The organism is Agromyces sp. S2-1-8, assembly GCF_021129215.1.
Lineage (GTDB): Bacteria > Actinomycetota > Actinomycetes > Actinomycetales > Microbacteriaceae > Agromyces > Agromyces chromiiresistens.
The window spans coordinates 720,708-742,160 of sequence record NZ_JAJOLP010000001.1 but is presented as its reverse complement, the minus strand read 5'-3'; the positions used below and the strand labels follow the sequence as shown (position 1 = coordinate 742,160).

23 protein-coding genes are annotated in these 21,453 nt (G+C 68.9%); 11 read left to right on the top strand and 12 right to left on the bottom strand.

All coding sequences use genetic code 11. From position 1 onward, the window contains the following. Positions 1-59: 59 nt before the first annotated feature. Positions 60-2,681 (top strand): AAA family ATPase, encoded by a 2,622-nt coding sequence (locus tag LR269_RS03365; RefSeq protein ID WP_231429290.1) that lies wholly within the window; start codon positions 60-62, stop codon positions 2,679-2,681. A 13-nt stretch (positions 2,682-2,694) separates the two neighbouring features. Here the strand turns inward: LR269_RS03365 and LR269_RS03360 are convergent, their stop codons facing one another. Further along, complete coding sequence (locus LR269_RS03360; protein ID WP_231429289.1) at positions 2,695-3,267, bottom strand: hypothetical protein; 573 nt, start codon at positions 3,265-3,267, stop codon at positions 2,695-2,697. Between the two features lie 76 nt (positions 3,268-3,343). Between LR269_RS03360 and LR269_RS03355 the strand changes: the two genes are divergently transcribed. Further along, a complete protein-coding gene (locus tag LR269_RS03355) occupies positions 3,344-4,057 on the top strand; it encodes an IclR family transcriptional regulator (RefSeq protein ID WP_231429288.1) in 714 nt (237 codons plus the stop codon). Positions 4,058-4,135: 78 nt separating this feature from the next. Here LR269_RS03355 and LR269_RS03350 read toward each other — a convergent pair whose 3' ends face one another. The 7 genes from LR269_RS03350 to LR269_RS03320 form a co-directional block, all read right to left on the bottom strand. Next, the gene (locus tag LR269_RS03350) at positions 4,136-6,049 is read right to left on the bottom strand and encodes an FAD-binding monooxygenase (protein ID WP_231429287.1); all 1,914 of its coding nucleotides are present in this window, start codon (positions 6,047-6,049) and stop codon (positions 4,136-4,138) included. Between the two features lie 247 nt (positions 6,050-6,296). After that, positions 6,297-6,668, bottom strand: a complete 372-nt coding sequence (locus tag LR269_RS03345) for a hypothetical protein (protein ID WP_231429286.1) — start codon at positions 6,666-6,668, stop codon at positions 6,297-6,299. A 71-nt stretch (positions 6,669-6,739) separates the two neighbouring features. Further along, entirely contained in the window at positions 6,740-8,233 is a 1,494-nt protein-coding gene (locus LR269_RS03340) for an MATE family efflux transporter (protein WP_231429285.1), read from the bottom strand. A gap of 175 nt (positions 8,234-8,408) precedes the next feature. Further along, the gene (locus tag LR269_RS03335) at positions 8,409-9,332 is read right to left on the bottom strand and encodes an isoprenylcysteine carboxylmethyltransferase family protein (RefSeq protein WP_231429284.1); all 924 of its coding nucleotides are present in this window, start codon (positions 9,330-9,332) and stop codon (positions 8,409-8,411) included. Next, entirely contained in the window at positions 9,325-9,852 is a 528-nt protein-coding gene (locus LR269_RS03330) for a putative immunity protein (protein ID WP_231429283.1), read from the bottom strand. Before LR269_RS03330 ends, LR269_RS03335 begins: the two co-directional genes overlap by 8 nt. Before the next feature lie 68 nt (positions 9,853-9,920). Beyond that, complete coding sequence (locus tag LR269_RS03325) at positions 9,921-10,208, bottom strand: DUF1905 domain-containing protein (RefSeq protein ID WP_231429282.1); 288 nt, start codon at positions 10,206-10,208, stop codon at positions 9,921-9,923. 13 nt (positions 10,209-10,221) lie between these two features. Continuing rightward, positions 10,222-10,602 carry a DUF1761 family protein gene (locus LR269_RS03320; RefSeq protein WP_231429281.1) on the bottom strand — a complete coding sequence of 127 codons (381 nt, stop codon included), beginning with the start codon at positions 10,600-10,602 and terminating at the stop codon, positions 10,222-10,224. A 79-nt stretch (positions 10,603-10,681) separates the two neighbouring features. Between LR269_RS03320 and LR269_RS03315 the strand changes: the two genes are divergently transcribed. Further along, the gene (locus LR269_RS03315) at positions 10,682-11,320 is read left to right on the top strand and encodes a TetR/AcrR family transcriptional regulator (RefSeq protein WP_231429280.1); all 639 of its coding nucleotides are present in this window, start codon (positions 10,682-10,684) and stop codon (positions 11,318-11,320) included. 100 nt (positions 11,321-11,420) lie between these two features. On the opposite strand, the gene LR269_RS03310 is transcribed toward LR269_RS03315, so the two are convergent. Next, the gene (locus tag LR269_RS03310) at positions 11,421-11,873 is read right to left on the bottom strand and encodes a YdeI/OmpD-associated family protein (RefSeq protein WP_231429279.1); all 453 of its coding nucleotides are present in this window, start codon (positions 11,871-11,873) and stop codon (positions 11,421-11,423) included. Positions 11,874-11,953: 80 nt separating this feature from the next. Between LR269_RS03310 and LR269_RS03305 the strand changes: the two genes are divergently transcribed. Next, entirely contained in the window at positions 11,954-12,319 is a 366-nt protein-coding gene (locus tag LR269_RS03305; RefSeq protein WP_231429278.1) for a cupin domain-containing protein, read from the top strand. A gap of 66 nt (positions 12,320-12,385) precedes the next feature. Here the strand turns inward: LR269_RS03305 and LR269_RS03300 are convergent, their stop codons facing one another. Next, on the bottom strand, positions 12,386-12,955 hold the full coding sequence (locus tag LR269_RS03300; RefSeq protein WP_231429277.1) for a dihydrofolate reductase family protein: 570 nt from the start codon (positions 12,953-12,955) through the stop codon (positions 12,386-12,388). 259 nt (positions 12,956-13,214) lie between these two features. Between LR269_RS03300 and LR269_RS03295 the strand changes: the two genes are divergently transcribed. Continuing rightward, complete coding sequence (locus tag LR269_RS03295; RefSeq protein WP_231429276.1) at positions 13,215-13,652, top strand: hypothetical protein; 438 nt, start codon at positions 13,215-13,217, stop codon at positions 13,650-13,652. A 37-nt stretch (positions 13,653-13,689) separates the two neighbouring features. Here LR269_RS03295 and LR269_RS03290 read toward each other — a convergent pair whose 3' ends face one another. After that, on the bottom strand, positions 13,690-14,277 hold the full coding sequence (locus LR269_RS03290; protein WP_231429275.1) for a GNAT family N-acetyltransferase: 588 nt from the start codon (positions 14,275-14,277) through the stop codon (positions 13,690-13,692). Positions 14,278-14,639: 362 nt separating this feature from the next. Between LR269_RS03290 and LR269_RS03285 the strand changes: the two genes are divergently transcribed. From LR269_RS03285 to LR269_RS03260, 6 genes are all read left to right on the top strand, one after another. Further along, a complete protein-coding gene (locus LR269_RS03285; protein ID WP_231429274.1) occupies positions 14,640-15,020 on the top strand; it encodes a hypothetical protein in 381 nt (126 codons plus the stop codon). A 167-nt stretch (positions 15,021-15,187) separates the two neighbouring features. After that, positions 15,188-15,799: a dihydrofolate reductase family protein gene (locus LR269_RS03280; RefSeq protein ID WP_231429273.1), complete on the top strand. Its 612-nt coding sequence runs from the start codon at positions 15,188-15,190 to the stop codon at positions 15,797-15,799. Between the two features lie 16 nt (positions 15,800-15,815). Beyond that, on the top strand, positions 15,816-16,226 hold the full coding sequence (locus tag LR269_RS03275) for an organic hydroperoxide resistance protein (RefSeq protein ID WP_308191609.1): 411 nt from the start codon (positions 15,816-15,818) through the stop codon (positions 16,224-16,226). 22 nt (positions 16,227-16,248) lie between these two features. After that, complete coding sequence (locus tag LR269_RS03270; protein WP_231429271.1) at positions 16,249-16,608, top strand: MmcQ/YjbR family DNA-binding protein; 360 nt, start codon at positions 16,249-16,251, stop codon at positions 16,606-16,608. 51 nt (positions 16,609-16,659) lie between these two features. Then, positions 16,660-16,983 (top strand): YciI family protein, encoded by a 324-nt coding sequence (locus tag LR269_RS03265; RefSeq protein ID WP_231429270.1) that lies wholly within the window; start codon positions 16,660-16,662, stop codon positions 16,981-16,983. Then, positions 16,980-18,215, top strand: a complete 1,236-nt coding sequence (locus tag LR269_RS03260) for an RNA polymerase sigma factor (RefSeq protein ID WP_231429269.1) — start codon at positions 16,980-16,982, stop codon at positions 18,213-18,215. The genes LR269_RS03265 and LR269_RS03260 overlap by 4 nt, the downstream gene beginning before the upstream one ends. Positions 18,216-19,712: 1,497 nt before the next feature. Here the strand turns inward: LR269_RS03260 and LR269_RS03255 are convergent. Next, positions 19,713-21,395: an MDR family MFS transporter gene (locus LR269_RS03255; RefSeq protein ID WP_231429268.1), complete on the bottom strand. Its 1,683-nt coding sequence runs from the start codon at positions 21,393-21,395 to the stop codon at positions 19,713-19,715. Positions 21,396-21,453: the final 58 nt, after the last annotated feature.

Sequence of the window (21,453 nt, the reverse complement as noted above, 5' to 3'; positions counted from 1 at the left end):
CCGCCGGCATGCTCGAAACCGCCCACCCGAACCGGCCCCATGACACGTACGCTGCTGTCATGGGGCTGTTCGAGCGCGAGCCCGAGCTCGCGACGCTCCGCGACGGGGCGCGACGCATCGAAGAGGGCGGCCGCGTCGTCACGGTGACCGGTGATGCCGGCGCCGGCAAGACGAGCCTCATCCGCGCCGCGTTCGGCAGTGCACCGGCCTCGGGGCCGCACCTGCTCCGCGGCCTCTGCGATCCGCTGACCACGCCCCGGCCGCTCGGCCCCATCGCCGACGCGCTGGGCGAGCTCGATGCGATTTCGCGGCCCGGCGGCTCGAATGTCGCACCGGGCGGTGGCGCGACATCCCCGCTCGACGGCGAAGGCGCGTTCGTCGCGGCGGTCGCCGACCGCGCGACGGTACTCGTCATCGAGGACGCGCAGTGGATCGACGCCGCCTCGGTCGAGATGCTGCGCTACCTCGTGCGCCGCATCGACGCGCTGCCGGTGCTGCTCATCGTGAGCTACCGCGACACCGTCATCGGTGTCGGGCATCCGCTGCTCCCGCTCCTCGGCGACGTCGCTCGACTCGAGACGGCGTCGTCGATCACGATGCAGCCGCTGTCGGTCGCGTCGGTCGCAGCCGTGCTCGCGGGTACCGGGGTCGACCCGGGCCGCGCGCACGAGCTCACGGGCGGCAATCCCTTCTACGTCGGCGAGATCGCGCGACATCCCGACCAGCGGCTGCCGTCGACGATCCGCGACGCGGTGCTCGCGAGTACCACCGCGCTCGACGGTGACGACCTGGAGACCCTGCAGCTCATCGCCTCGGCACCCGACGCGCTCGACGACCGCCTGTTGCCCGGACTCGGCATCGATCTGCCGCAGTTGCGTCGCCTCGAGGCGACCGGGCTCATCGTGCGAGCCCGGCGCGGCATCGCGTTCCGCCACGAACTCGCCCGGCTCGCAGTGCTCGACTCGGCCGGACCGGGCGGCGCGAGCCTGCTGCACCGACGGCTGCTCACGGCCCTCGAGGCGCTCGGCTCGAACGACTACGCGGTGCTGACGCACCACGCGGAGGCGGCCGGCGACGACGCCCGCACCCGGCGATACGCGGCCCTCGCCGCCGACGTCGCGACGCGCACCGGGTCGCACTCGGAGGCGGTCGCCTTCCTCGAGCTCGCACTCGCACACCTGGGCGACGAGCGCACTCACCGCCGCGAGCGCGCCGAGATGCTCGAGCTCCTCAGCACGGAGCAGTACATGGTGTCCCGATTGCCCGAGTCGATCGCGTCGATCGATGCGGCGCTGCGGCTCCGCGAGCAGCTCGGCGACCGCGAGGGCGCGGCAGCCGCGCACGACCGGCGCGCCGTGGTCGAGTACTACTCGGCGCGGCGTGCCGCCGCCGAGCACCATGCCGAGCTCGCGGTCGCGGCGAGCGACGGCACGCCGAACGGGCCGTCGGCGCGTGCCACGCTCGCCTATCTCGCCTACCGGCGCCACGACCTCGCCGCTGCCCGCGCCATCCTGCTCGAGGCCGAGCACGATGACGACGCGCCGGCCGGCCCGCACGACGACCCCGCCGCGATCCGCTTCGCCATCACCGAGGCGGCCGCCGCTCTCGTCGAGGGCGAGCCGTCCGGCCGTCCCCGGCTGCTGCTGCGTGCCGCGCAGGCACTCGACCGCTCGCTCGACGAGGTCGGCACGACGGCGTTCTCGAATCTGGCTGCGATCGACATCGAGTCGCGCCGCTTCCGCGAGGCCGAGGCCGTGCTCGCCCGCTCGATCCCGCTGACCGTCGAACGCGACATCCCGATCTGCTACCAGTGGCAGACGGGCATGCGGGCACGGCTCCACTTGCTTCGCGGACACTGGGCCGCGTCCGCCGAGGATGCCTCGAACATCCTCGACGAAGGCAGTGCGCCGCTCGCCTCGGTGTGGCCGAACCTCGTGCTCGGGCTCGTCGAGCTGCGAACGAGCGGTGACGACGCGACGGTCTCCGAGCACCTCGACACCGCATGGGAACTGGCGCTCGAGCTGGGGGAGTCGCTCATGATCCTCGGCGCCCTCGCCGCGATCGCCGAACGCCGTTGGATGAGCGGCGGCGCCGATGCGCGGCTCGACGAGGCGCCGGCCCACCTCGGCGCCGCCGCCTCACTGCCGGGCATGCAGTGGGCGATCGGAGAGCTCATGGTCTGGCTCGCCCGCGTCGGCCGGGCCGTCGATGCCGATGCGAGCGGGCTCGCCCGCATCGCCGAGCCGCACCGGCTCGAACTCGCCGGTCGCCACGCGGAGGCGGCCGCGGCCTGGTTCGCACTCGGTTCGCCGTTCGAGGCGTCGCTCGCCGAGCTGCACGGCACCGACCGGGAGGCGGCGATCGGCGCCCTGATCCGGCTCGAGGAGATGGGGCTGGATGCCTCGGCGGCACGCGCCCGCACCCTGCTCGCCGATCGAGGCATCGAGGGGCTGCCCGCGCAGCGCAGGGCGAGCACCCGGTCGAACCCCTCGGGCCTCACGAACCGCCAGCTCGACGTCGCCCGCCTGGTCGCGAAGGGGCTGACGAACGCCGAGCTCGCGACGAGCCTCTACATCTCGCCGAAGACGGCCGACCATCATGTCTCGGCGATCCTCGCGAAGCTCGGACTCTCGAGCCGGCGCGAGATCGCCCGACGGGCCGCCGAGTTCGGCATCGACTGAGCGATCGGCTCGTTCACCGCTCCACGTCGGGTCGGCGGCCCTTCCGGGCCGCCCGCCGGGCCGCGACGCGCCCGAGCGAGAGCGTCTCGGCCTTGCGCATCATCTCGGGCTCGAGCTTGACGTACCCGGCGCTCTGGACGCCGATGGCGACGGCCCCGCTGACGAGGATGACCACGCCCGCGATCCAGCTGATCTGCCAGAACGCCGCCACCGTGCCGACGCACGCGGCCGCCATCGCGACCCCCCGGGCGAAGCCGACGCTGCGCGCGCGGCTCACGCGGTGGCGGTACGCCTCCTGGCTGCCGAGCAGCATGAGCATCGCGAGCAGCGGAATGGCCAACGCGAACGAGATGACCGTCACGAGCCCGAGCGGGGGAAGGTCGTCGCTCCCGATGTACGGCTGGACGATCACGACGCCGAGGCCGATCAACCCGCCGTACATGAGCGTGTTCTGCCGGATCAATTCGTCGGCGAGGCCCGGCTCCTTGAGGAGTTCGCCCGTGATCGCCTCGTCGTCGCCCATGCCGAGCGGGTCGCCGGCCGCCGGCTGCCCGCTCGACGGGGACTCGTCACCGTGTTCGGTCATCGACGTCAGTCTCGCACCCGAGGGGTCGACGGCGCCATCGTCCGATGATCGAGCAGGTCGTTCTAGTATCGGACGCATGGCGGCAGACATGAAGGCGGCGCAGGCGGGGTCGCAGACCCTCAGCCGTGGCATCCGGATCCTCGAGATCCTGGCCGATGCCGACCGCGCGCTCTCGATCGACGAGGTGGCCGCCGAACTGGGCGTGCACCGCTCGGTCGCCTACCGCCTGCTGCGTACGCTCGAGCACCACGGGCTCGCCTCGCGCGACGCCGGGGGGCGCATCGTGCTCGGGGCCGGTCTCGCCGCACTGGCCGCCGGGGTGCAGCGCGACCTGCAGCAGCTCGCCCTGCCCGAGCTCGCGGAGGTCGCCGAAGAACTCGGCATGACGTGCCTGCTCGCCGTGCTGCTCGACGGCGACGAGGCCGTGACGCTCGTGAGCGCGTCGCCGCGCCGGACGGCCGCCGTGTCGTACCGGCCGGGGCACCGGCACCCGATCACGCGCGGAGGCCCCGGCAAGGCGATCCTCATGGGCTTGCCGGAGTCGCGCTGGCCCGACGACGTGCCCGAGACCCTGCGCGCCGAGATCGCCGAGAGCCGTGCCCGGGGGTACACCGTGAGCCACGACGAGGTGGTGCCGTCGCTGCGATCGGTCGCCGTGCCGCTCAACCTGCCCGGGCAGCCGCCGGCGGCGATCGCCGTCATCCACGTGTCCTTCCCCCGGCCCGAGGACGAGCTCGCCGAGCGGCTGCTCGTCGCCTCGGCGAACCTGCGGCGCGCCTCGGGCGCCTGACGACTCGCCCCTCCGCGCCCCGAGAGTGCACTCGCCGCCCGCATCCGGGCCACGAGTGCACCTTCGACGGGCCCGGGTTCAGCGCTCGAGCATCTGCCCCGCGAAGAACTCGCCCAGCTCGGCCGTCGCCGTGAGCGGCAGCACGTGCGCGACGTACCCGTCGGGGCGCACGACGACGACCGCACCGTCGCGCGAGATGCCGCGCTCCTCGAAGATGTCGGTCGGGCACCAGACGCTCGGGCCGGCGGCGAAGACCTTCTCCCAGTCCATCAGCGCGAGCGGACCGGTCTTCGGCCGGAACGCCTCGGGCGCCCGGGTGATGTCGAGCTCGTCGTGCCGCTGCTGGTAGATCGCCTTGACGTCGAACACCGCGTCGACGTCGGCACCCGCCGGCGTGAACCGCGACACCGGTGACTCTGGTGCGGTCGCCATCCACTCGGCCCAGTCGGTCAGGGCGGATGCCTCGCCCGCGGCCGGCGCGTCGGCGAAGGCGTAGACGCGCCAGCGGCCGTCGGCCTTGGCGTGGTGGCCGAGGTGCACGACGTTGCCGTCGCACACGAACGACACCTGCGACGACTTGAACCGCTTGCCGATCGGGAACCCGGTCGCGAGCTCCTGGTGCGCGGCGTCGCCCGTGATCATCGAGGGCCCGTACTGCGTCATGAACCCCGACGGGAACTCTGCCGTGCCGAGGTAGAACGTCGCGAGCTCCTGCGGGTCGGAGATCTCCTCGGGCTTGCGCGCCATGAGCGACGACCACTCGCGGTCGAAGTCGATGAGCTGCTGCGCGACGGGCTGCCGTTCGGCCGAGTAGGTCGAGAGCAGCGACGCCGGCGCGAGCCCCGAGACGACCGAACCGAGCTTCCAGCCCAGGTTGAAGCCGTCCTGCATCGAGACGTTCATGCCCTGGCCGGCCTTCGCGCTGTGGGTGTGGCAGGCGTCTCCGGTGAGGAACACCCGCGGCGAGGCATCCTCGTCGTCGTTCGCCCGGTCGTCGAAGTGGTCGGTCACCCGGTGGCCGACCTCGTAGACGCTGAACCACGCGACCTGGCGCACGTCGAGCGTGTACGGGTGCAGGATGTCGTTGGCCTTCGCGATGATGGCCTCGATCGGCGTCTTGCGCACCTCATGGTCGTCATCCTCGGCCACGGCCCCCAGGTCGATGTACATGCGGCTGAGGTACCCGCCCTCGCGAGGGATGTGCAGGATGTTGCCCGCCTCCGAGTTGATCGCGCACTTCGTGCGCCAGTCCGGGAAGTCGGTGTTCACGACGACGTCCATGACGCCCCACGCGTGCGACGCCATGGCGCCGATGTGCTTGCGGCCGATCGCCTCGCGCACGCCGCTGCGCGCGCCGTCGCAGCCCGCGACGTACTTCGCGCGCACGGTGCGCTCCTCGCCGGCGCGCTCGCCCGCGGTGTAGCGCACGCGCACCTCGACGGGGTAGCCCGACGCCGCGCCTTCGCTGCCTTCCTCGTGCACGGTGAGGCCCGTGAACTCGATGCCGTAGTCGGGCACGATGCGGCCGGGCCCGTGGGCTGCGGCCTCGGCGAAGTAGTCGAGCACGCGCGCCTGGTTCACGATGAGGTGCGGGAACTCGCTGATCTTGTAGCCGTAGTCCTCGGTGCGCGAGGTGCGGATGATGTTCTGCGGGTCGGCGGGGTCGGGGCCCCAGAAGTTCATGTAGCCGATGTTGTACGCCTCGGCGATGATGCGCTCGGCGAAGCCGAACGCCTGGAACGTCTCGACGCTGCGCGGCTGGATGCCGTCGGCCTGGCCCAGCACGAGCCGGCCGTCTCGGCGCTCGATGATGCGCGTGACGACGTCGGGGTACTGCGAGAGCTGCGCCGACAGCAGCATGCCCGCGGGCCCCGAGCCGACGATGAGCACGTCGATCTCGTCGGGCAGCTCCTCGGGGCGGTCGATGCCGACCCCTGCGGCCGGGAGCACCCGGGGGTCGCCGGACACGTAGCCGTGGTGGTGGAACTGCACGGTGGGCTCCTCACGTCGTCGTGACGAGGCACCCGGCGGTTTCGAGAGATGGATGCCTCGCATTGTTCGATATTCGAACGTGCTATTCGTTTATCGCGCGAGGCAATGGTAGATCGCGACGCGACGCAGCACAAGCCGGGTGGCGATCAGCGCCGGGCGACCGATGCGGTCGGGCTCGGCGACGTTCGTCACCTCAGTGGAGGAACCGGGTCGCGGCGGGTGGTCGGGCTTCCGTTCGGGCTTGCGGTCAGCGGGAGCGGGCGAACCGGCTCGCGCCGATGATCATCGCCAGGGCGGCGCCGACCGCCGACACGAGCGGCACCGCGACCACCGCGAGGGCGATCGTGTTGGGGCGGAATCGCAGTCCATCCGGTCCGCCGATGTACGCCCCGATCGGCACGGCGTAGCCACCGCCACCGCCACCGCTGCCCTCACCCCGGCCGGCCGGGGTCTTCTCGGTCTCCGGCATGTCGCCGGAGCCCTCACCCCCGCCGAACCCGAAGGCCACGAGCGCGACCGGAACGAACTCGCGCCCGTCGATCGTCGACTTCTCGCCGTACGCCACCTTCGCGCCCCACCTGGGCACCGAATCCGCCAGGTTCTCGATGAGCTTCGTCATGCGCTCGACGGTACGCGCGTTGCCCGCGCGCGGCTAGACCCACCGCGAGGTCCGGAACGCGATTGCGCTGGTCAGCGGGTCTCGACGTTCGACGCGAGGTCGGGATCCTGATCGTCCTCGGCGGGCCGATGGACCGGCACCGATCCGGTCACGACGGCGTCGACGGTCATCGACCCGTCCACGGGCCCGATGACCGCGACCGGCGTGGTCGGAGTGGCCGCGAGCGGCTCGACCGGCAGCCGACCCAGACGGCGATGCTCGCGGACGTAGGCGGGAATGAGCAGCGCGACCGAGCCCAGCCACGCGAGCGGGTTGCTCAGCACGACGCCGACGAAGCCGAATATCGACCCCAGCACGACCGCGGCCGCGACGCGCATCACGAGCTCGATCACCCCGGTCACCGTCGGCACGATGGTGTAACCGAGCCCCTGCAGCACTCCTCGCAGGATGAACAGCACGCCGAGCAGCGAGTAGGTGAAGCCGTCGATGGAGAGCATGAGCGCGGCGGCGTCCACCACGTCGTTCGACCCCTCGCCGACGAAGAACCGCACGAGTTGCTCGCCGAACATGATCAGCAGTGCCCCGATCGCCACGGCTGCCCCGATCGACATCCAGGTCGCCTGCACGACGCCGCGACGAACGCGGTCGGGGCGCTTGCCGCCGAGGTTCTGCGCGGCGAACATCGAAGCGGCGAGGCCCAACGACGAGAGCAGCGCGACCGCGATCGACTCGACCCGCGATCCCAGCGTGAACGCGGCGACCGCGTCGGCGCCGAGCTCGTTGAGCGCCACCTGCACGGTGAGCGTGCCGATCGCGATGATCGAGGTCTGCACGCCCATGGCCATGCCGATGCGCAGGTGCTCGCGCAGCTCGACGCGCGACACCCTCCAGTCGGAGCGGCGCAGGTGCAGCACGGGCAGGCGGCGGCGCACGTAGAGGAGGCAGAGGGCGACCGAGACGGCCTGCGCGACGACCGTCGCCCACGCCGCTCCCGCCACGCCCCAGCCGAGCGGGCCGACCATGACGACGACGAGGCCCACGTTCAGCACGCACGCGATCGTGAGGAACACGAGCGGCGTGCGCGAGTCGCCGAGCGCCCGGATCACAGCGGAGAGGTAATTGAAGAACATGACCGCGGCAGCCCCGAGGAAGCTGACCTGCGTGAACACGGTCGCCTCGGCGAGCAGCTCCTCGGGGGTCTGCAGCAGGCGCAGCATCGGTTCGGCGAGGAACGGGGCGGCGATCGTGAGGCACGCGCTCATCGCGGCGGTGAGCATCGTGCCCGTCGCCACCGAGCTGCGCACCGCGGCGGAGTCAGCGGCGCCGAAGGCCTGCGCCGTCGGGATGGCGAATCCCGAGGTCAACCCCCAGGCGAATCCGAGCAGCAGGAAGAGCAGCGACCCCGTCGCACCGACCGCGGCCAACGAGTCGATGCCGAGGTAGCGCCCGACGACGATCGCGTCGGCGACCTGGTAGAGCTGCTGCACGACGTTGCCGATGAGCAACGGCGTCGCGAAGACGAGGATGACGCGCCAGGGGGCGCCGGTGGTGAGGGAGGTGGGCATGGGGCTCTCGGCGGGTCTCTGCGGGGGCTTCAGATGTTTGCGTTGCCAAGGAGCCTATCGAACCGATTCGATGCGGGTGGCCCGGGTCGGGAGATCACGACACGCGAGTCGCACGGCCAGGTGCGCGGGTCACAGCCTCCCGGGAACGAGCGGATCGAACTCGGTGCGGTCGACGTCAGGTGCGGGAGACTTCGAGTGGCGTCCCCGAGAACCGCGGCACCCAGCACCGCACCGCCGCGCGGTACCGGCGGAACTCATCGCCGATTCTCGCTTCCATCTCGGCCTCCTCGAGCGGGCGCACGACGAAGTTCCAGAACAGCCCGCCCGCGACCGCGTAGGCGACGACCAGCCACGCGCCGAGCATGAGACCGACCGCGACCCCCTGCGTGATGCCCGCCAACGCCATCGGGTTGCGCACGAAGCGATACGGCCCGGTGATCACGAGCCGGTTCGCGGTCGCCGCGGGCAGCGGAGTGCCGGCGCCGCGGGTCGCCATCGCGACCGCCGACCAGATGCCGAGGCCGCTCGCGAGCGCGAACACGAAGGCACCGAACGGCAGCAGCCAGCCGGGCGTGGGCACGGCCAGCCCCCACCGCACTTCGAGCCAGGCGATCACCGCCGGCACGACTCCGAGCAGCAGCCCCCAGAAGACCACGATCTGCACGGCGGTCGCCGCGAGGTGTGCGACCGTCTTCGCCGACTCGTCCGCCCGGCGGAATCGGAACGGCCCGACGAGCATCCACTCGGTCGGCACGCGTCCCAGCACCATCAGGCAGAGAGCCACCACGGATGCCACGGACGCCGCGCCCATGAGCAGCACACCCCAGCCCGCCTCGGTGCTGAGCGTCGCGTACACCGTGAGACCCGCGGTGACGATCAATGTCCACCCTGTCGCGACGAACGCCGCCGCGCGCACGCCGCACGCAGCGACCGCCGAGGCCCCGACGAACAGCGGGAGGTCGAGCACGGCGACGACCATGGGGTCGAGCCCGCCGAGCGTGGCGCCCCGCACGACGGGCACCGTGAACACCGCGAGCCACCACGCCAGTCCTGCGACCGCCTGCACCCCGAAGTACGCCCGGCCGAGCCGTTCACTCATCGAAGACGTTCCAGCAGATCGCGCTGCGGCGCCGCTGATCGTCGAGCACGAGATCGCGGATGGCCGGCGGCAGCCGGTCGCGCTGCCAGTCGCGCTCGGCGAGCCGCGCCCGCTCCGAGGCATCCCCGTCATCAACGGGTGCCGCGGCCGTGGCCGCACGGATCGCATACGCCGCCGCCCCGAGCTCGTGCTCGGCGACGTGCGCCACCGCGACCGCCTGCCCGACCGACAGCGCAGCGAACTTCACGGGATCGGGTCGGCCTCGGCCCGCGGCGTTCGCGTGGAACGCCGCATGATGCGCCTCGCGCATCGGCACCTCGCCGCGCACCCACCCGCGTGCGACCTCGAGCACCTCGCGCGGCCGCGGGTCGTCGGGCTGCGCGTCCTCGAAGAGGGGCAGCACGTGCTCGGCGCACGCGATCGCCCACTCCGCGAGCAGGTGGTGGTCGTCGTCGCTCAGGGTTCCGCCACGACGGATCGTGATGAGCCGCGGATCACGTTCTTTCGGCAGGATCGGCACCTGCCATTCCTACCATCGCGTCGGCGCGGCCGGCGGCGCACCGTCGCGGGCGCCGCGCCCCGCCGCGCTCAGCTGAGACGGCGGGTGAGGTGGACGGTGACCGAGTCGCCGTCGGTCTTGCCGATGCGCTTGCGGACGGCCGCGGAGACCGGCAGCTTGTGGGTGCCGTCGCCGAGCGCCATGAACGCGCCGCGGAACGGCTCGCCGTCGATCGTGCCCTCGACCTTGACGAGGCCGCGGGTGTCGAAGATCGTCGCCGAGTCGGGCAGCTGGGCACAGGTCCAGGTGTCACCCTCGCGCACCTTGCCGAGGGTCGAGGTGAAGGTGATGTCGAGCGGTCCGCTCGTGTCGGTCATGTCGTTGCTCCGATCAGGTGAAGGCGCCGACGAGGGCGCCGATGATGACGAGCTTGAGCAGCCAGTCGGTGAAGTGGACGAGCGCGACGGGGATCGGCGTGTTCTCGTGCACGACCGACCCCAGCAGGAGGACCGCCGGCAGTGAGGCCAACGCCAGTCCGAGCACCGCGCCGGCCGCCGCTCCGTGCCAACCGCCGGCGAGCATCAGGCCGAGCACGAGCAGGGACATGACGAGGCTGCGGAGGACGACGAGCAGCATCTGGACGACGACCGGGATGCCTGGGCGAGGGGTGCTCCGCGCGCCGATGAGCCGGGAGACCGGCGGAATCGCGTAGAGCACCGCGCTTGCGATGAACGAGACGACCGTGGCGAGGGCGACGCCGAGGAGTGCCATGCGGTCCCCTTTCAGTACTGGTGAGTACTCAGTACGGTACGCGCCTCGTTTTAGTCCTGTCAAGTACTAAACTGGAACCATGTCGGTTCCCACTTCTGCTCGCGGGCGTCCGCCCGGGCTCACCGGCTCGGCACTGCTCGCCGAGGCGCGGGCCGTCTTCCTCGAGCGCGGCTACTCCGCCGCGACGATGGACGAGGTGGCCGCGCGTGCGCGAATCTCGAAGAGCTCGTTGTATCGGGAGCATCCATCGAAGTCGGCGCTCTACCGCGCGGTGGTCTCCGACTGGGCGGCCTCGGGTCGCGGCGCGATGCGGCCGGCGCTCGACCGGCTCGCGCAGGTGCCCGATGTCGAGCACGGGCTCGTCGAGCTCGGTGAAACGCTCCTGCGCGCCATCCTCTCGCCCGACGTCGTCGCCATGCGACGACTGGTCATCAACGAGGCGAAGACGCAGCCCGAGGTCGCGGCCATCTACTTCGAGGAGAGCTGGCAGCGCAACGTCTCCGACCTCGCGGACACCTTCGACGACTTGCGCCGAGCGGGCGCGCTGAAGGCCGACGCCCCCCGGGCGGCTGCCGAGGAGTTCACGTGGCTCGTCGTCGGCGCCCCGCTGAACGCCGCTCTGCTCGGCGTCGAGGCCGAGCCGGCGGCGGATGCCTCGGCGAGAGCCGTCGCGCTCTTCCTGGCGCGCTACGGCGAGCCGGGCCGCCACGTGCCGTGAGCATCGAGCGCCCGGTTGCCGTCGGTGTCGCCGTCGACCGCCGGCCGCGGTGACCGCGTCGGTGCGTGGAGCCCTCATACACGCGGGGCGGGCGGACGGGTCAGTCGGTCGCGGAATCGCGCAGCTGCGCGAGGAGCTTCTCGACGCGGCGCGACCGGGTGTCGGCCCCCTTCGCCTGGCCGATCACCCGCGCCTGCTGACGACGCCGGCTCACGGTGAGAGCGTCGAACGCGGCTCGAGCGGTCGGGTCGGCATCGAGCGCCGCGGTGAGCTCCGGCGGCTCGTCGACGGTGATCGGCTCGTCGTCGAGCGCGAGACCGATGGTGACCTCGTCGCCGACCTCGGCCCCGGTCGCCGCCCGGTTCGCGTTGCTGAAGCCGATGAGGTTGCGTCCGAGCATGATCGCGAGACGGGTTCGCCACGTGTGACCGTTGATCGTGACCACGACACGCGGTCGCTTGCCGCCTCCGAGCGCGTCGACCACCTCTGGCGGCACCTCGAGCCCGCGCATCTTCTCGTGCGGTTCGACGATCGAGGTGAAGTGGAGTGCCATGCGGCCATCCTGCCGCAGGGCCTCGTTCAACGACAGGGATGTCTCCGCGACATCCCTGTCGCCGTCGTAGGCTCGTTGGAGTGAGCGATGAAGTGCGCAACCTCAGGGCGGCCCTCGCCGCCGTGCCCGATCCGTGGCAGCCGCACCGGCTGACGAGCGTCAACGACTACGACGTGAAGGTCGTGAAGCTCCTCGGCGAGTTCGTGTGGCACAGCCACCCCGAGACCGATGAGCTCTTCATGGTGCTGAGCGGTGAGCTCACGATCCAATTGCGCGACCGCGACGTCGTGCTCGGCCCCGACGACGTGTTCGTCGTGCCGAAGGGGGTCGAACACTGCCCGCGCGCCGACGCCGAGGTGCACGCCGTGCTCTTCGAGCCGCGCGGCACGGTCAACACCGGCGATGCCGGCGGAGCGCTGACGTCACCGCTGCGCGAGCTCGACTGAGGCCATCGCCTCGGACCGCGACCGCGACCGCGCGCCGAGGTTCGCTGTGCTCTCGGATCGGGGTCGTCACGCCGTGACTCGCGCGGGCCGGTATCGCATGGCGACCACGCCCGACCGGAACTCGTGGCGATCGACGAGCTCGAGCCGGATGCGTTCGCGCAGGCCGGCGAGCAACGTCGGCCCGTGCCCGGCGAGGACCGGCTGCACGACGAACACGTACTCGTCGATCAAGCCGAGGTCCGCCAGCGCCAGGGGGAGCGTCACGCCACCCACGAACAGGCCCTCGCCCGGCTCCTGCTTGAGCCGCTGAACCGCTCGCCCCACGTCGCCTCGCACGAGTTCAGCGTTCCAGTCGACGCCGCTCAGCGTGCTCGACACGACGTGCTTCTTCGCCCGGTCGATGGTCTCGGCGAACGGGATCTCCCACTCGTCCATCCAGTCGGGCCACGTGCCCGTGGCGGGCCGCCGCCACGCCGCCTCCATCATCTCGTAGGTCACCCGTCCGAAGAGCAGGGCGTCGGCCCGTTCCATCTCCTCGGTCCAGTAGCGCATCGACTCCTCGTCGGGAGGGAGCCCTGCCTCGTGATGGCAGCAGCCGTCGAGAGTCACGTTGATCGAGTATCGAAGGGGTCTCATCTCGTCGCTCTCCCTGATGCGTGCATCGCGCCTTCGCCGGACCGTGCTGAGACCATTGTCGGCGGTATTCCCCATCGGCGCCCGTTCCCCTCCTCCTTCCGTATGTCCGGCGCTGCGTTTCGGGCGCTTCCTGCACGGCTTCGTGCGCTGTCGGGCGATCGGGCCAGCTCGATCAGGATTCGAGAAGCGCCGCGGTGCTCGATTCCGTACCGTGAAGGCAGATCGAATTTGACCGGAAGACATCGAGAAGGAGCAACCCATGGCTACGACAAAGACCGACGGACTCTCCGCCGACGAACGCGCCGCCGTCAAGCAGCGCGCGGCAGAGCTGCGGGCCGAAGCGAAGGCCGGCAAGACGCGGGAGGCGGGCGAGAAGGCGATCCGCGAAGCGATCGCCGCGCTGCCCGATGACGACCGCGCGATCGCCGAGGGCATCGACCGCATCGTGAAGGATGTCGCGCCGCAGCTGTTCCCCAAGACCTGGTACGGGTTCCCGTCCTACGCCGACGCGAACGGCAAGATCGTGGTCTTCTTCAAGCCCGCGTCCAAGTTCGAGTCGCGCTACGCGACGCTCGGTTTCGAGGAGGCCGCCCAGCTCGACGACGGCGACATCTGGGTGACCTCGTTCGCGCTGCTCGCGCTCACCCCCGAGACGGAACGGCGCATCACCGAGCACATCCGCAAGGCCGCCGGCTGAGCCCGCCACTCGGCGAACCGACCGGGCGAGCCCGGCGTCAGCCGTGGGCCGGTGCGACCGTCTTGCGCATGACGGTCTTGCTCTTGCCGATGTGCCGCTCGAACGTGAATCCCGCCTTCTCGAACATGGCCCTCGTGCCGTTGTGGAGGAACGACGACGACGTCCGCTTGCCGGGGGCGAGCTCGTTGGGGAACGAGACCACCTCGCCCCCGCCGGCCTGGGCGATCAGCTCGAGCGCGCCGTCGAGCGCTTCTCGTGCCACTCCCGACCGTCGATGGTCGCGGTCGACGAAGAAGCAGGTGATGCGCCACGGCGCCGGCGTGGTCTCGCCGGCGTCGTACTGCTTGCGGTGGTAGATGTTCGGCAGTTCGACCGGACTGCCGTACTCGCACCAGGCGATCGCGTCGTCGCCGTCGAAGACGAGCGCGGCGTGCGCGACGCCCTCCGCCACGAGTCGCTGCTTGAACGTCGGCCGGTCGTAATCGTCCTTGACGGTGCGCTCCGTGTCGCCGTGGAAATACGAGCAGTAGCACCCGCCCCAGACCCCGTTGTGCTTCTGCGCGAGCGCCAACCACGCCGGGAAGGTCTCGGGAGTGAGCGGCTTGATCACGTGCGACGTCGTCACTCCCGTCTCACCCGCCACACGTCTCGGCCCGTGCGGCGGCCCGCCGATCCGAGACTCGCCATCGCTCGCGGAAGATGGCTGGCGTGCCTCCGCTCGGGACGTCCTGATCGGCCATGGCAGACTCCTCGCGTCGTGGTGCCAGTCTGCCGACGACTGCGATGTTCGACAAGGTCGGCCGGCACGCCGATCTGCGGGCGTGCGAGTCGGATCGGGCTGCCATTGTCGATGCGGCCGGCAACGCCGCGACGACAGGTTGCGCGAGAACCGGCGAAACGGCCCTGTAGGTTCCGCGCCGAAATGGCATCAGGGTCCGAGATTCCACGGCAAATGTCATCGGTTTGAGCGCTCGGATTCCACAGAAGATGGCATTTTCCTACACGCCCCGCGACTCACCGAATGGTGCCGCCTCGCTGCGCCAATTGCCTGCGGATGATCCGAACCGACTCCGGCTCATTGCTGCTTGGGAGGAAGTCGTGGCGAAACTCACTGCGGTGGCGCGCGACCTCGAAGCGTTCGACGCATCCCGCAGCGAAGTCGAAGCAGCCCTGGACGAGGCGGCGCCCGTGCTCGACGAGCTCGACGCCGCGATCCACGCCGCAGCAACAGCCGGCATCAGCGACGTGGGAATCGCGCTCGAATCCCGCATCGAGTTGCGACTGGCTCGCGAGGTTGTCAGCGGCGGAACGAGCCTCGGCTATTTCCGTTCGAAGTACGAGCGCCTGAAGCGCCCTCGCTCGAGGTAATCGCTCATTCGCGGGCGTGGAGGGATCCTTCTGCGGCATCTCGTCTAGCGGTCTGTGGTGGCGCTTAAAGGCGGCGTGCTGGTGATGTCGGATTCGTGCGGGGCCGTTCGTTGATCTAGTGAGAGGCGTCCGATGGGCGGGCGCCGAAGCCAGGGAGAACCAGGTCAATGAAACTTACGACGATCACGCAGCTCACGCTCGACGGAGTGACGCAGGGAAACGGCGGCCCGACCGTGGAAGACCGCGAGTGCGGGTTCGAGCGCGGTGGTTGGGCGCGGGGCGCGGGTGACGACTCGACCCGCGATCATATCGCCGCGACCTTCGAGCGCGCCGATGCGTTTCTTCTCGGCCGCCGAACCTACGACATCCTGCTCGAATTCTGGGGAACCATCGAGGACCTGAAACTGCAACCGATCGGCGTGGCCCTGAACACGAGGCCGAAGTACGTGGCATCCAGAACGCTGAGGGAACCGGCGTGGGCGAACACGGCAGTCCTCGGTGATGACCTCTTCGCCGCCGTCACGGAACTGAAAGCCAGCGGGCGTGGAGAGCTGCAAGTGCACGGCAGTAGTCGCCTCATCCAGTGGCTCCTGGAGAAGGACCTCGTCGACGAAATGGAACTCATCATCGTGCCCGTGGTGCTGGGGCAGGGTGCCCGACTTTTCGCGGATTCAGGTCGGGATATCGCGATGAATCTGGTCGACTCACGTACGGATTCGAAGGGCGTGATGATTCAGACCTATCGCCCCGCTGGCCGCCCCGACTATGCAACGTTCTGATCGACAGGAGTCAGTCGTGAGTCTTTACACTGCTGTTGCTACTTCGACCGGTCGCAACGGCCGCGCCTTCAGTTCTGACGGCAAGTTGGATGTGGACTTGGCGTTGCAGCAGGAGCTGGGCGGTACGGGCGATGGCACCAACCCCGAGCAGCTGTTCGCGGCAGGATATGCCGCCTGTTTTGCAACCTCGTTGCAGCTCGTGGCAGGCCAGCGGAGAATCGACGTTTCAGGGCTATCGGTGACAGCCGAGGTCAGCCTGCTTCCCAACGGTGCAGGTGGCTTCACGCTCGAAGTCACGTTGCGGACAGCACTGCCCGAGGGCCTGCCCCCAGAAGTCGCTCAAGAGCTCATCCGGACCACACACGACGTCTGCCCGTATTCGAATGCGACGCGGGGCAACATTCCTGTCCACCTTCTCGCCGAATAATCTAGGGAAACGGAATCTGGTCATGGCGGTCCTCGACGACGTTCGAGCGCTGGGCGCGGAGCTGGAGCGCTCCTATCATGCATACGTGCGCGGGCGATTGAAGTTCCGGGTCGGTCAGATGGTCTACGTCGCGTTCTCACTCGACGAGGCCGTGATGGGGTTCGCCTTCCCGAAGGAGGAGCGGGCAGCGCTCGTCGCGGGAAACCCACGCAAGTTCCAGATGCCCTCGGAGTCAGAACTGCGCTTCAACTGGGTCCACGCCGATCTCGCTGTGCTGAAGCCTTCCGAGGCCCGCGAACTCGTCGTCGATGCCTGGCGCATGGTCGTGCCCGCGAAGCTCGCTCGCGCGTACGATCTCGCGCATCCCACGGGCCCGCACTGAAGACCCGAGCGGGCGTCGCACCAATGACATGAACCAGAGAGAGGACTTCCGATGCAGTACCTGATTTCCGTGATCGATGACAAGCGCAATCCCGGCAGCTTGGACAGGCGACCCGCGATCAGCCAGTTCAACGAGCGCCTGATCGCCGATGGCTACTGGGTGTTCGCGGGCGGGCTCGCGGACACGGACGCAGCCACGGTCATCGACAATCGGGGCGAGCACCCGATGATCAGCGATGGACCGTTCCTGGAGTCGAAGGAGTACCTCGCCGGTGTCTGGGTATGGGAGGCGCCAGATCTGGATGTTGCGCTCACCCTGGCGGCCGAGGCGTCGAAGGTCTGCGACCGGAAGATCGAGGTGCGGCCGTTCCAGTGAGCGACGTCGAGGGCGCGATCAGCCAGGCGTACCGTGACGAGTGGGCCCGGCTTGTCGCCGGCCTGACCAGGCGCTTCGGCAACCTCGACCTGGCGGAGGAGGCTGCGGCCGAGGCGTTCGCGACCGCCGTCACCCGGTGGCCTGTCGACGGCTTACCACCCAACCCGGGCGCCTGGCTCACCACCACGGCGACCCGCAAGGGCATCGATCGACTGCGGCGCGAAAGCCAACGCGACAGCAAACACGAGGAGGCCCGGATGGTGTTCGGCCACGCACCGACCGAGTCGATCTGTGCCATCGACGACGACCGGCTCCGGTTACTCTTCACCTGCTGTCATCCGGCGTTGGCGATGGAGAATCGAGTGGCGCTGACCTTGCGCATGATCGGCGGTCTGACCGTGCCCGAGATCGCCCACGCGTTCCTGGTCCCCGAGAACACGATGGGACAGCGGATAACCCGCGCGAAGGCCAAGATCAAAGCGGCTCGCATCCCGTATCGAATGCCTTCTAAGGCAGATCTCCCGGACCGCGTCGCCGGGGTCCTCGCGGTGCTCTTCCTGATCTTCAATGAGGGCTATCTGGCGACCAGTCCAGAAAGCAGCCCGGTACGTGCCGACCTCACCGCCGAGGCGATCCGCCTCACACGCCTGATCCGTCAGCTCATACCCGAGAGCGGCGAGGTCGCCGGGCTGCTGGCGTTCATGCTCCTCACGGAGGCCCGCCGCACCGCCCGGATCTCCGAACACGGCGAGCTGGTCCCGCTCGACGAACAGGACCGTGCGGCCTGGGAGCCGGAACTCATCGCCGAGGGCCATCAGCTGGTGCGTGAGCGCCTCATTGCCGCCGCCGCCGGTGAGGCTCCCGGCCGATACCAGATCCTCGCCGCCATCGGGGCCGTGCACACCTCCGCCCGCGACTTCCGCGAGACGGACTGGTCACAGATCCTCGCGCTCTACGACCAGCTCGCCAACGCAGACCCGTCACCGATCATCGCCCTGAACCGGGCCATCGCGGTCGCCGAGATCGACGGCCCGGCAGTTGCCCTTACGACGGTCGATCGGCTCGAAAAGGCGTTGAACGGCTATCACGCCTTCCACGCAACGCGTGCCGATCTGCTGCGGAGGCTCGGCCGTAACCAAGACGCCCGCGCAGCGTACGACACGGCCCTCGACCTGGCGGGCAATACCGCAGAGACCGCTCACCTCGCCCGTCGCCGCGACCGGCTCCGATAGCGCGGATGCTCAGCCAATCAGAACCCGCACGAGCGAGCGACCGGTGAGGTTCAGTATCGTCCCGATGGCGGATCCACTCATGGACCACTCTCACGTGATGCCCTTTTGCCCGATCCGGCACCTGATGAAAAGGGCGTCACGCGGCGAAAGGGCGTCACGTCCGTTGGCCCATCCGCCCGCAAAGCCGGTCCGTCACCGCGCCCACAGAACCGATGGGCTAACCCGGGAGGCGACCAACCATGATGGGGGCGATCTCCTTCGAGTACATCTGAATGTCGCTGTTGGACGGCGCATGGAGAATTGTCTGAACCTCAGGAACGCCATTTGGTGCGAGCCATCGCAGATCGTGAGAGTCCCGGGCGTCTTCGTACAGGAGCCACTCCGTCGCATCGACCCAGCCGCGACCCGCAAGCACGGCATCAGAGTCGGACGTCGCCAGCGCCCATGAGAATGGCCGGAATGTCACTGCGGCGAGAGTATGGATCGCCCGGCCACTTCCGTCCGTTAGACCAGTCAGCATCGGCCCGGTGAGCTGGGCTGCGGTCCCCATGTAGGTCGCAACTCGCAGAGTGATTTCACCGGGGAGCCTAACCGGCCCGCCTTCGTGCACCTGCTCCGCGAGTGTCGGATGTAATACCCGCGTGTGGGGACTGATCCCTAACATTCCGGAAAGCACCGATCGCGAGACTCGGCCGGGAGCGACAGTAACCGCCTGAGCGTTTGGTGTCGCGATGCGACTTCGAGAAGTTAGCCTGAGCCGAGTCTCCACTCGACGAGCGAAGTCGGCGTATGCCGTGTCATAGCGTGAGCCGGCGAAGTTGTTGCAGTCGACGCAAAGCCCACGCACCCACATCCCACCCTTGTTCCAAGTCCCTGGCGTCAGTCCGACCCCCGGTGATGCCATCACATTCGCTCGCTCAACATCACGGGTGTTGCCAGCCGCCTGTGGGGGCACGTGGGTCTTACTCAGCCTTCGGAAGACCCCGCACACACCGCATTGACGTGGGTGGTTGTCAAGGAGCAACCCTGCGGGCTCTGGGCCAGAACGGATCACGCATCCCCCATCTCCGGCGCCAGCTTCGTAAAGATACGACCGTCATCCGGGAGCGGGCGACCCGATCGTCGAATGAGTTCGCCGTGCCCAGCGAGCGAATTGTCCGTCTACCTGACCCGATGGTATTCGCCCGCCCAGATACGTCTACTGCAACACAGATCGAATCCCAAACACATGTCCTTTTGGACACCTCGATGACAAGTCCAGTGGGAATTGGACATTTACCACGGGAACCTACATGTAGGTTCCGCGCGGAGATGTCGCTGTGGCGCAGAATCCGCGGTATTTGTCCGGGTCTGAGCGGACGGGATTCCACGGAAGATGGCAAATTCCTACACACCGACATCTGCCGCCACGCCCCGCAAGGGATCTCTCAAAGGGCGCGAGTGGCGCCGGCTAGGGCAAATTGCTTGGCCGGATCCCACAGACCGCGATCGATCGGGTCATTCGTGTTTGTCGCCCGTACCGGTCTGACCTGTCCTTGGCGTGGTGCCTGCGTCTGTGGGTCCAGTGTGAAGCGCATCGGTGTCGACGCTGACGAGGCCGGGCGCGGCCAACCCGCCGGTGACGGCTTCGCGCACAGGGTGTGCGTCAGCGTCTTCATCGAGTGAGGCGCGCAGCGGAACTTCCTTGATGAAGAGCACGAGCACGAGGCCAACGAGGACCATCGGGATGAGCGTTGCGAACACTGGGGTGAGGGCGTCGTTGTAGGAGCCGACGATGACCTCTCTGATCTGGTCGGGGAGATCGCGTACGGCCGCGGGGGTGAGGGAGTTGAGGTCTCCGGCATCGCCACCGCCGGCGGGCATGTTCTCGGTGAGCAGGTTCGTCAGGTTCGCGGTGAAGAGGGCACCGACGATCGCGCCGCCGAGGGATGCGCCGATTTCGCGGAAGAAGTTGTTCGCGGCGGTGGCGGTTCCGACTTGCCGGTCTGGGAAGGAGTTCTGGACGATTAGGACGAGGATCTGCATGCCCAGGCCGACGCCGAGGCCGAGGATGAACAGGTAGCTCATCAGCACCCAGAGCGGTGTGTCGACGGTGAGGGTGGAGAGGAGCCACAGCCCGATGCCGAGGCCGACCATGCTGCCGATCGGCATCCACTTGTACCGGCCGGTCTTTGCCGCGAGCTGCCCGGTGGTGATCGCCCCGGCCATGAGACCGACGATCATCGGGATCAGCATCAATCCGGACACGGTTGCGTTCACCCCGGTGACCATCTGCAGGTAGGTGGGCAGGTAGGCGATCGCCCCGAACATTGCAATGCCGATGAAGAGACCAGCGATGGTGGCGAGCACGAAGTTGCGGGACTTGAACAGGGAGAGCGGAATGATCGGTTCCTCGGCCTTGTGCTCGGCGAGGACGAACAGTGCCGAGAAGACGGCCGCGATCACGATCAGCCAGATGATGATCGGAGAGTTCCACTCGTACTCGGTGCCGCCCCACGACGCTACGAGGATGATCGAGGTGACCGCGATGGCCATGGTGAGCACCCCCCACACATCGAACCGGACTTTGGTGTCGTGCTTAGGGAGTTTCAGGAAGAATGCGGCGAGAGCGATGGCGGCGATGCCGAGGGGGATGTTGATCCAGAACGCCCATCGCCAGCCGACGGACTCGGTGAACCAGCCGCCCAGGAGCGGGCCGACAACGGCGGACAGTCCGAAGACGGCGCCCATGATGCCCATGTACTTGGAGCGCTCGCGGACGGGAGCGACGTCGGCGATGATCGCCTGCGAGAGGATCATGAGTCCGCCCCCGCCGAGGCCCTGGATCGCGCGGGCGATGATCAGCCAGGTCATGTCCTGGGCAAACCCTCCAACGATCGACCCGACCAGGAAGATCGATAGCGCCCCGATGAATAGGCCCTTACGGCCGATGAGGTCGCCCAGTTTGCCGTAGATCGGCATCATGATCGTCGACGCCACCAAGTAGGCGGTGGTCACCCACAGCATGTGGTTCACTCCACCGAGCTCACCCACGATGGTCGGCAGTGCGGTAGAGAAGATGGTCTGGTCCAGGGAGGCCAGCAGCATCGCGACCAGCAAGCCGGCGAAGATCGGGAGGATGTGGCGGGAACCGCCGGCCTGGTCAACAGTGTTCGCGTCGGGTCGGGAAGAGTGAGTCACCCGTCTATGCTCTGACGGAGCTCTCGGGTGCACGTCCCCCAGGTGCGGCATCTTGACG

Coding starts and splice junctions, on each gene's coding strand:
- LR269_RS03270 (WP_231429271.1), top strand. CDS start 16,249: ATGGCGGTCCTCGACGACGTTCGAGCGCTGGGCGCGGAGCTGGAGCGC.
- LR269_RS03285 (WP_231429274.1), top strand. CDS start 14,640: ATGGCATTTTCCTACACGCCCCGCGACTCACCGAATGGTGCCGCCTCG.
- LR269_RS03300 (WP_231429277.1), bottom strand. CDS start 12,955: ATGAGACCCCTTCGATACTCGATCAACGTGACTCTCGACGGCTGCTGC.
- LR269_RS03325 (WP_231429282.1), bottom strand. CDS start 10,208: ATGACCGACACGAGCGGACCGCTCGACATCACCTTCACCTCGACCCTC.
- LR269_RS03335 (WP_231429284.1), bottom strand. CDS start 9,332: ATGAGTGAACGGCTCGGCCGGGCGTACTTCGGGGTGCAGGCGGTCGCA.
- LR269_RS03320 (WP_231429281.1), bottom strand. CDS start 10,602: ATGGCACTCCTCGGCGTCGCCCTCGCCACGGTCGTCTCGTTCATCGCA.
- LR269_RS03355 (WP_231429288.1), top strand. CDS start 3,344: ATGGCGGCAGACATGAAGGCGGCGCAGGCGGGGTCGCAGACCCTCAGC.
- LR269_RS03265 (WP_231429270.1), top strand. CDS start 16,660: ATGCAGTACCTGATTTCCGTGATCGATGACAAGCGCAATCCCGGCAGC.
- LR269_RS03340 (WP_231429285.1), bottom strand. CDS start 8,233: ATGCCCACCTCCCTCACCACCGGCGCCCCCTGGCGCGTCATCCTCGTC.
- LR269_RS03365 (WP_231429290.1), top strand. CDS start 60: ATGGGGCTGTTCGAGCGCGAGCCCGAGCTCGCGACGCTCCGCGACGGG.
- LR269_RS03345 (WP_231429286.1), bottom strand. CDS start 6,668: ATGACGAAGCTCATCGAGAACCTGGCGGATTCGGTGCCCAGGTGGGGC.
- LR269_RS03315 (WP_231429280.1), top strand. CDS start 10,682: ATGTCGGTTCCCACTTCTGCTCGCGGGCGTCCGCCCGGGCTCACCGGC.
- LR269_RS03310 (WP_231429279.1), bottom strand. CDS start 11,873: ATGGCACTCCACTTCACCTCGATCGTCGAACCGCACGAGAAGATGCGC.
- LR269_RS03280 (WP_231429273.1), top strand. CDS start 15,188: ATGAAACTTACGACGATCACGCAGCTCACGCTCGACGGAGTGACGCAG.
- LR269_RS03360 (WP_231429289.1), bottom strand. CDS start 3,267: ATGACCGAACACGGTGACGAGTCCCCGTCGAGCGGGCAGCCGGCGGCC.
- LR269_RS03295 (WP_231429276.1), top strand. CDS start 13,215: ATGGCTACGACAAAGACCGACGGACTCTCCGCCGACGAACGCGCCGCC.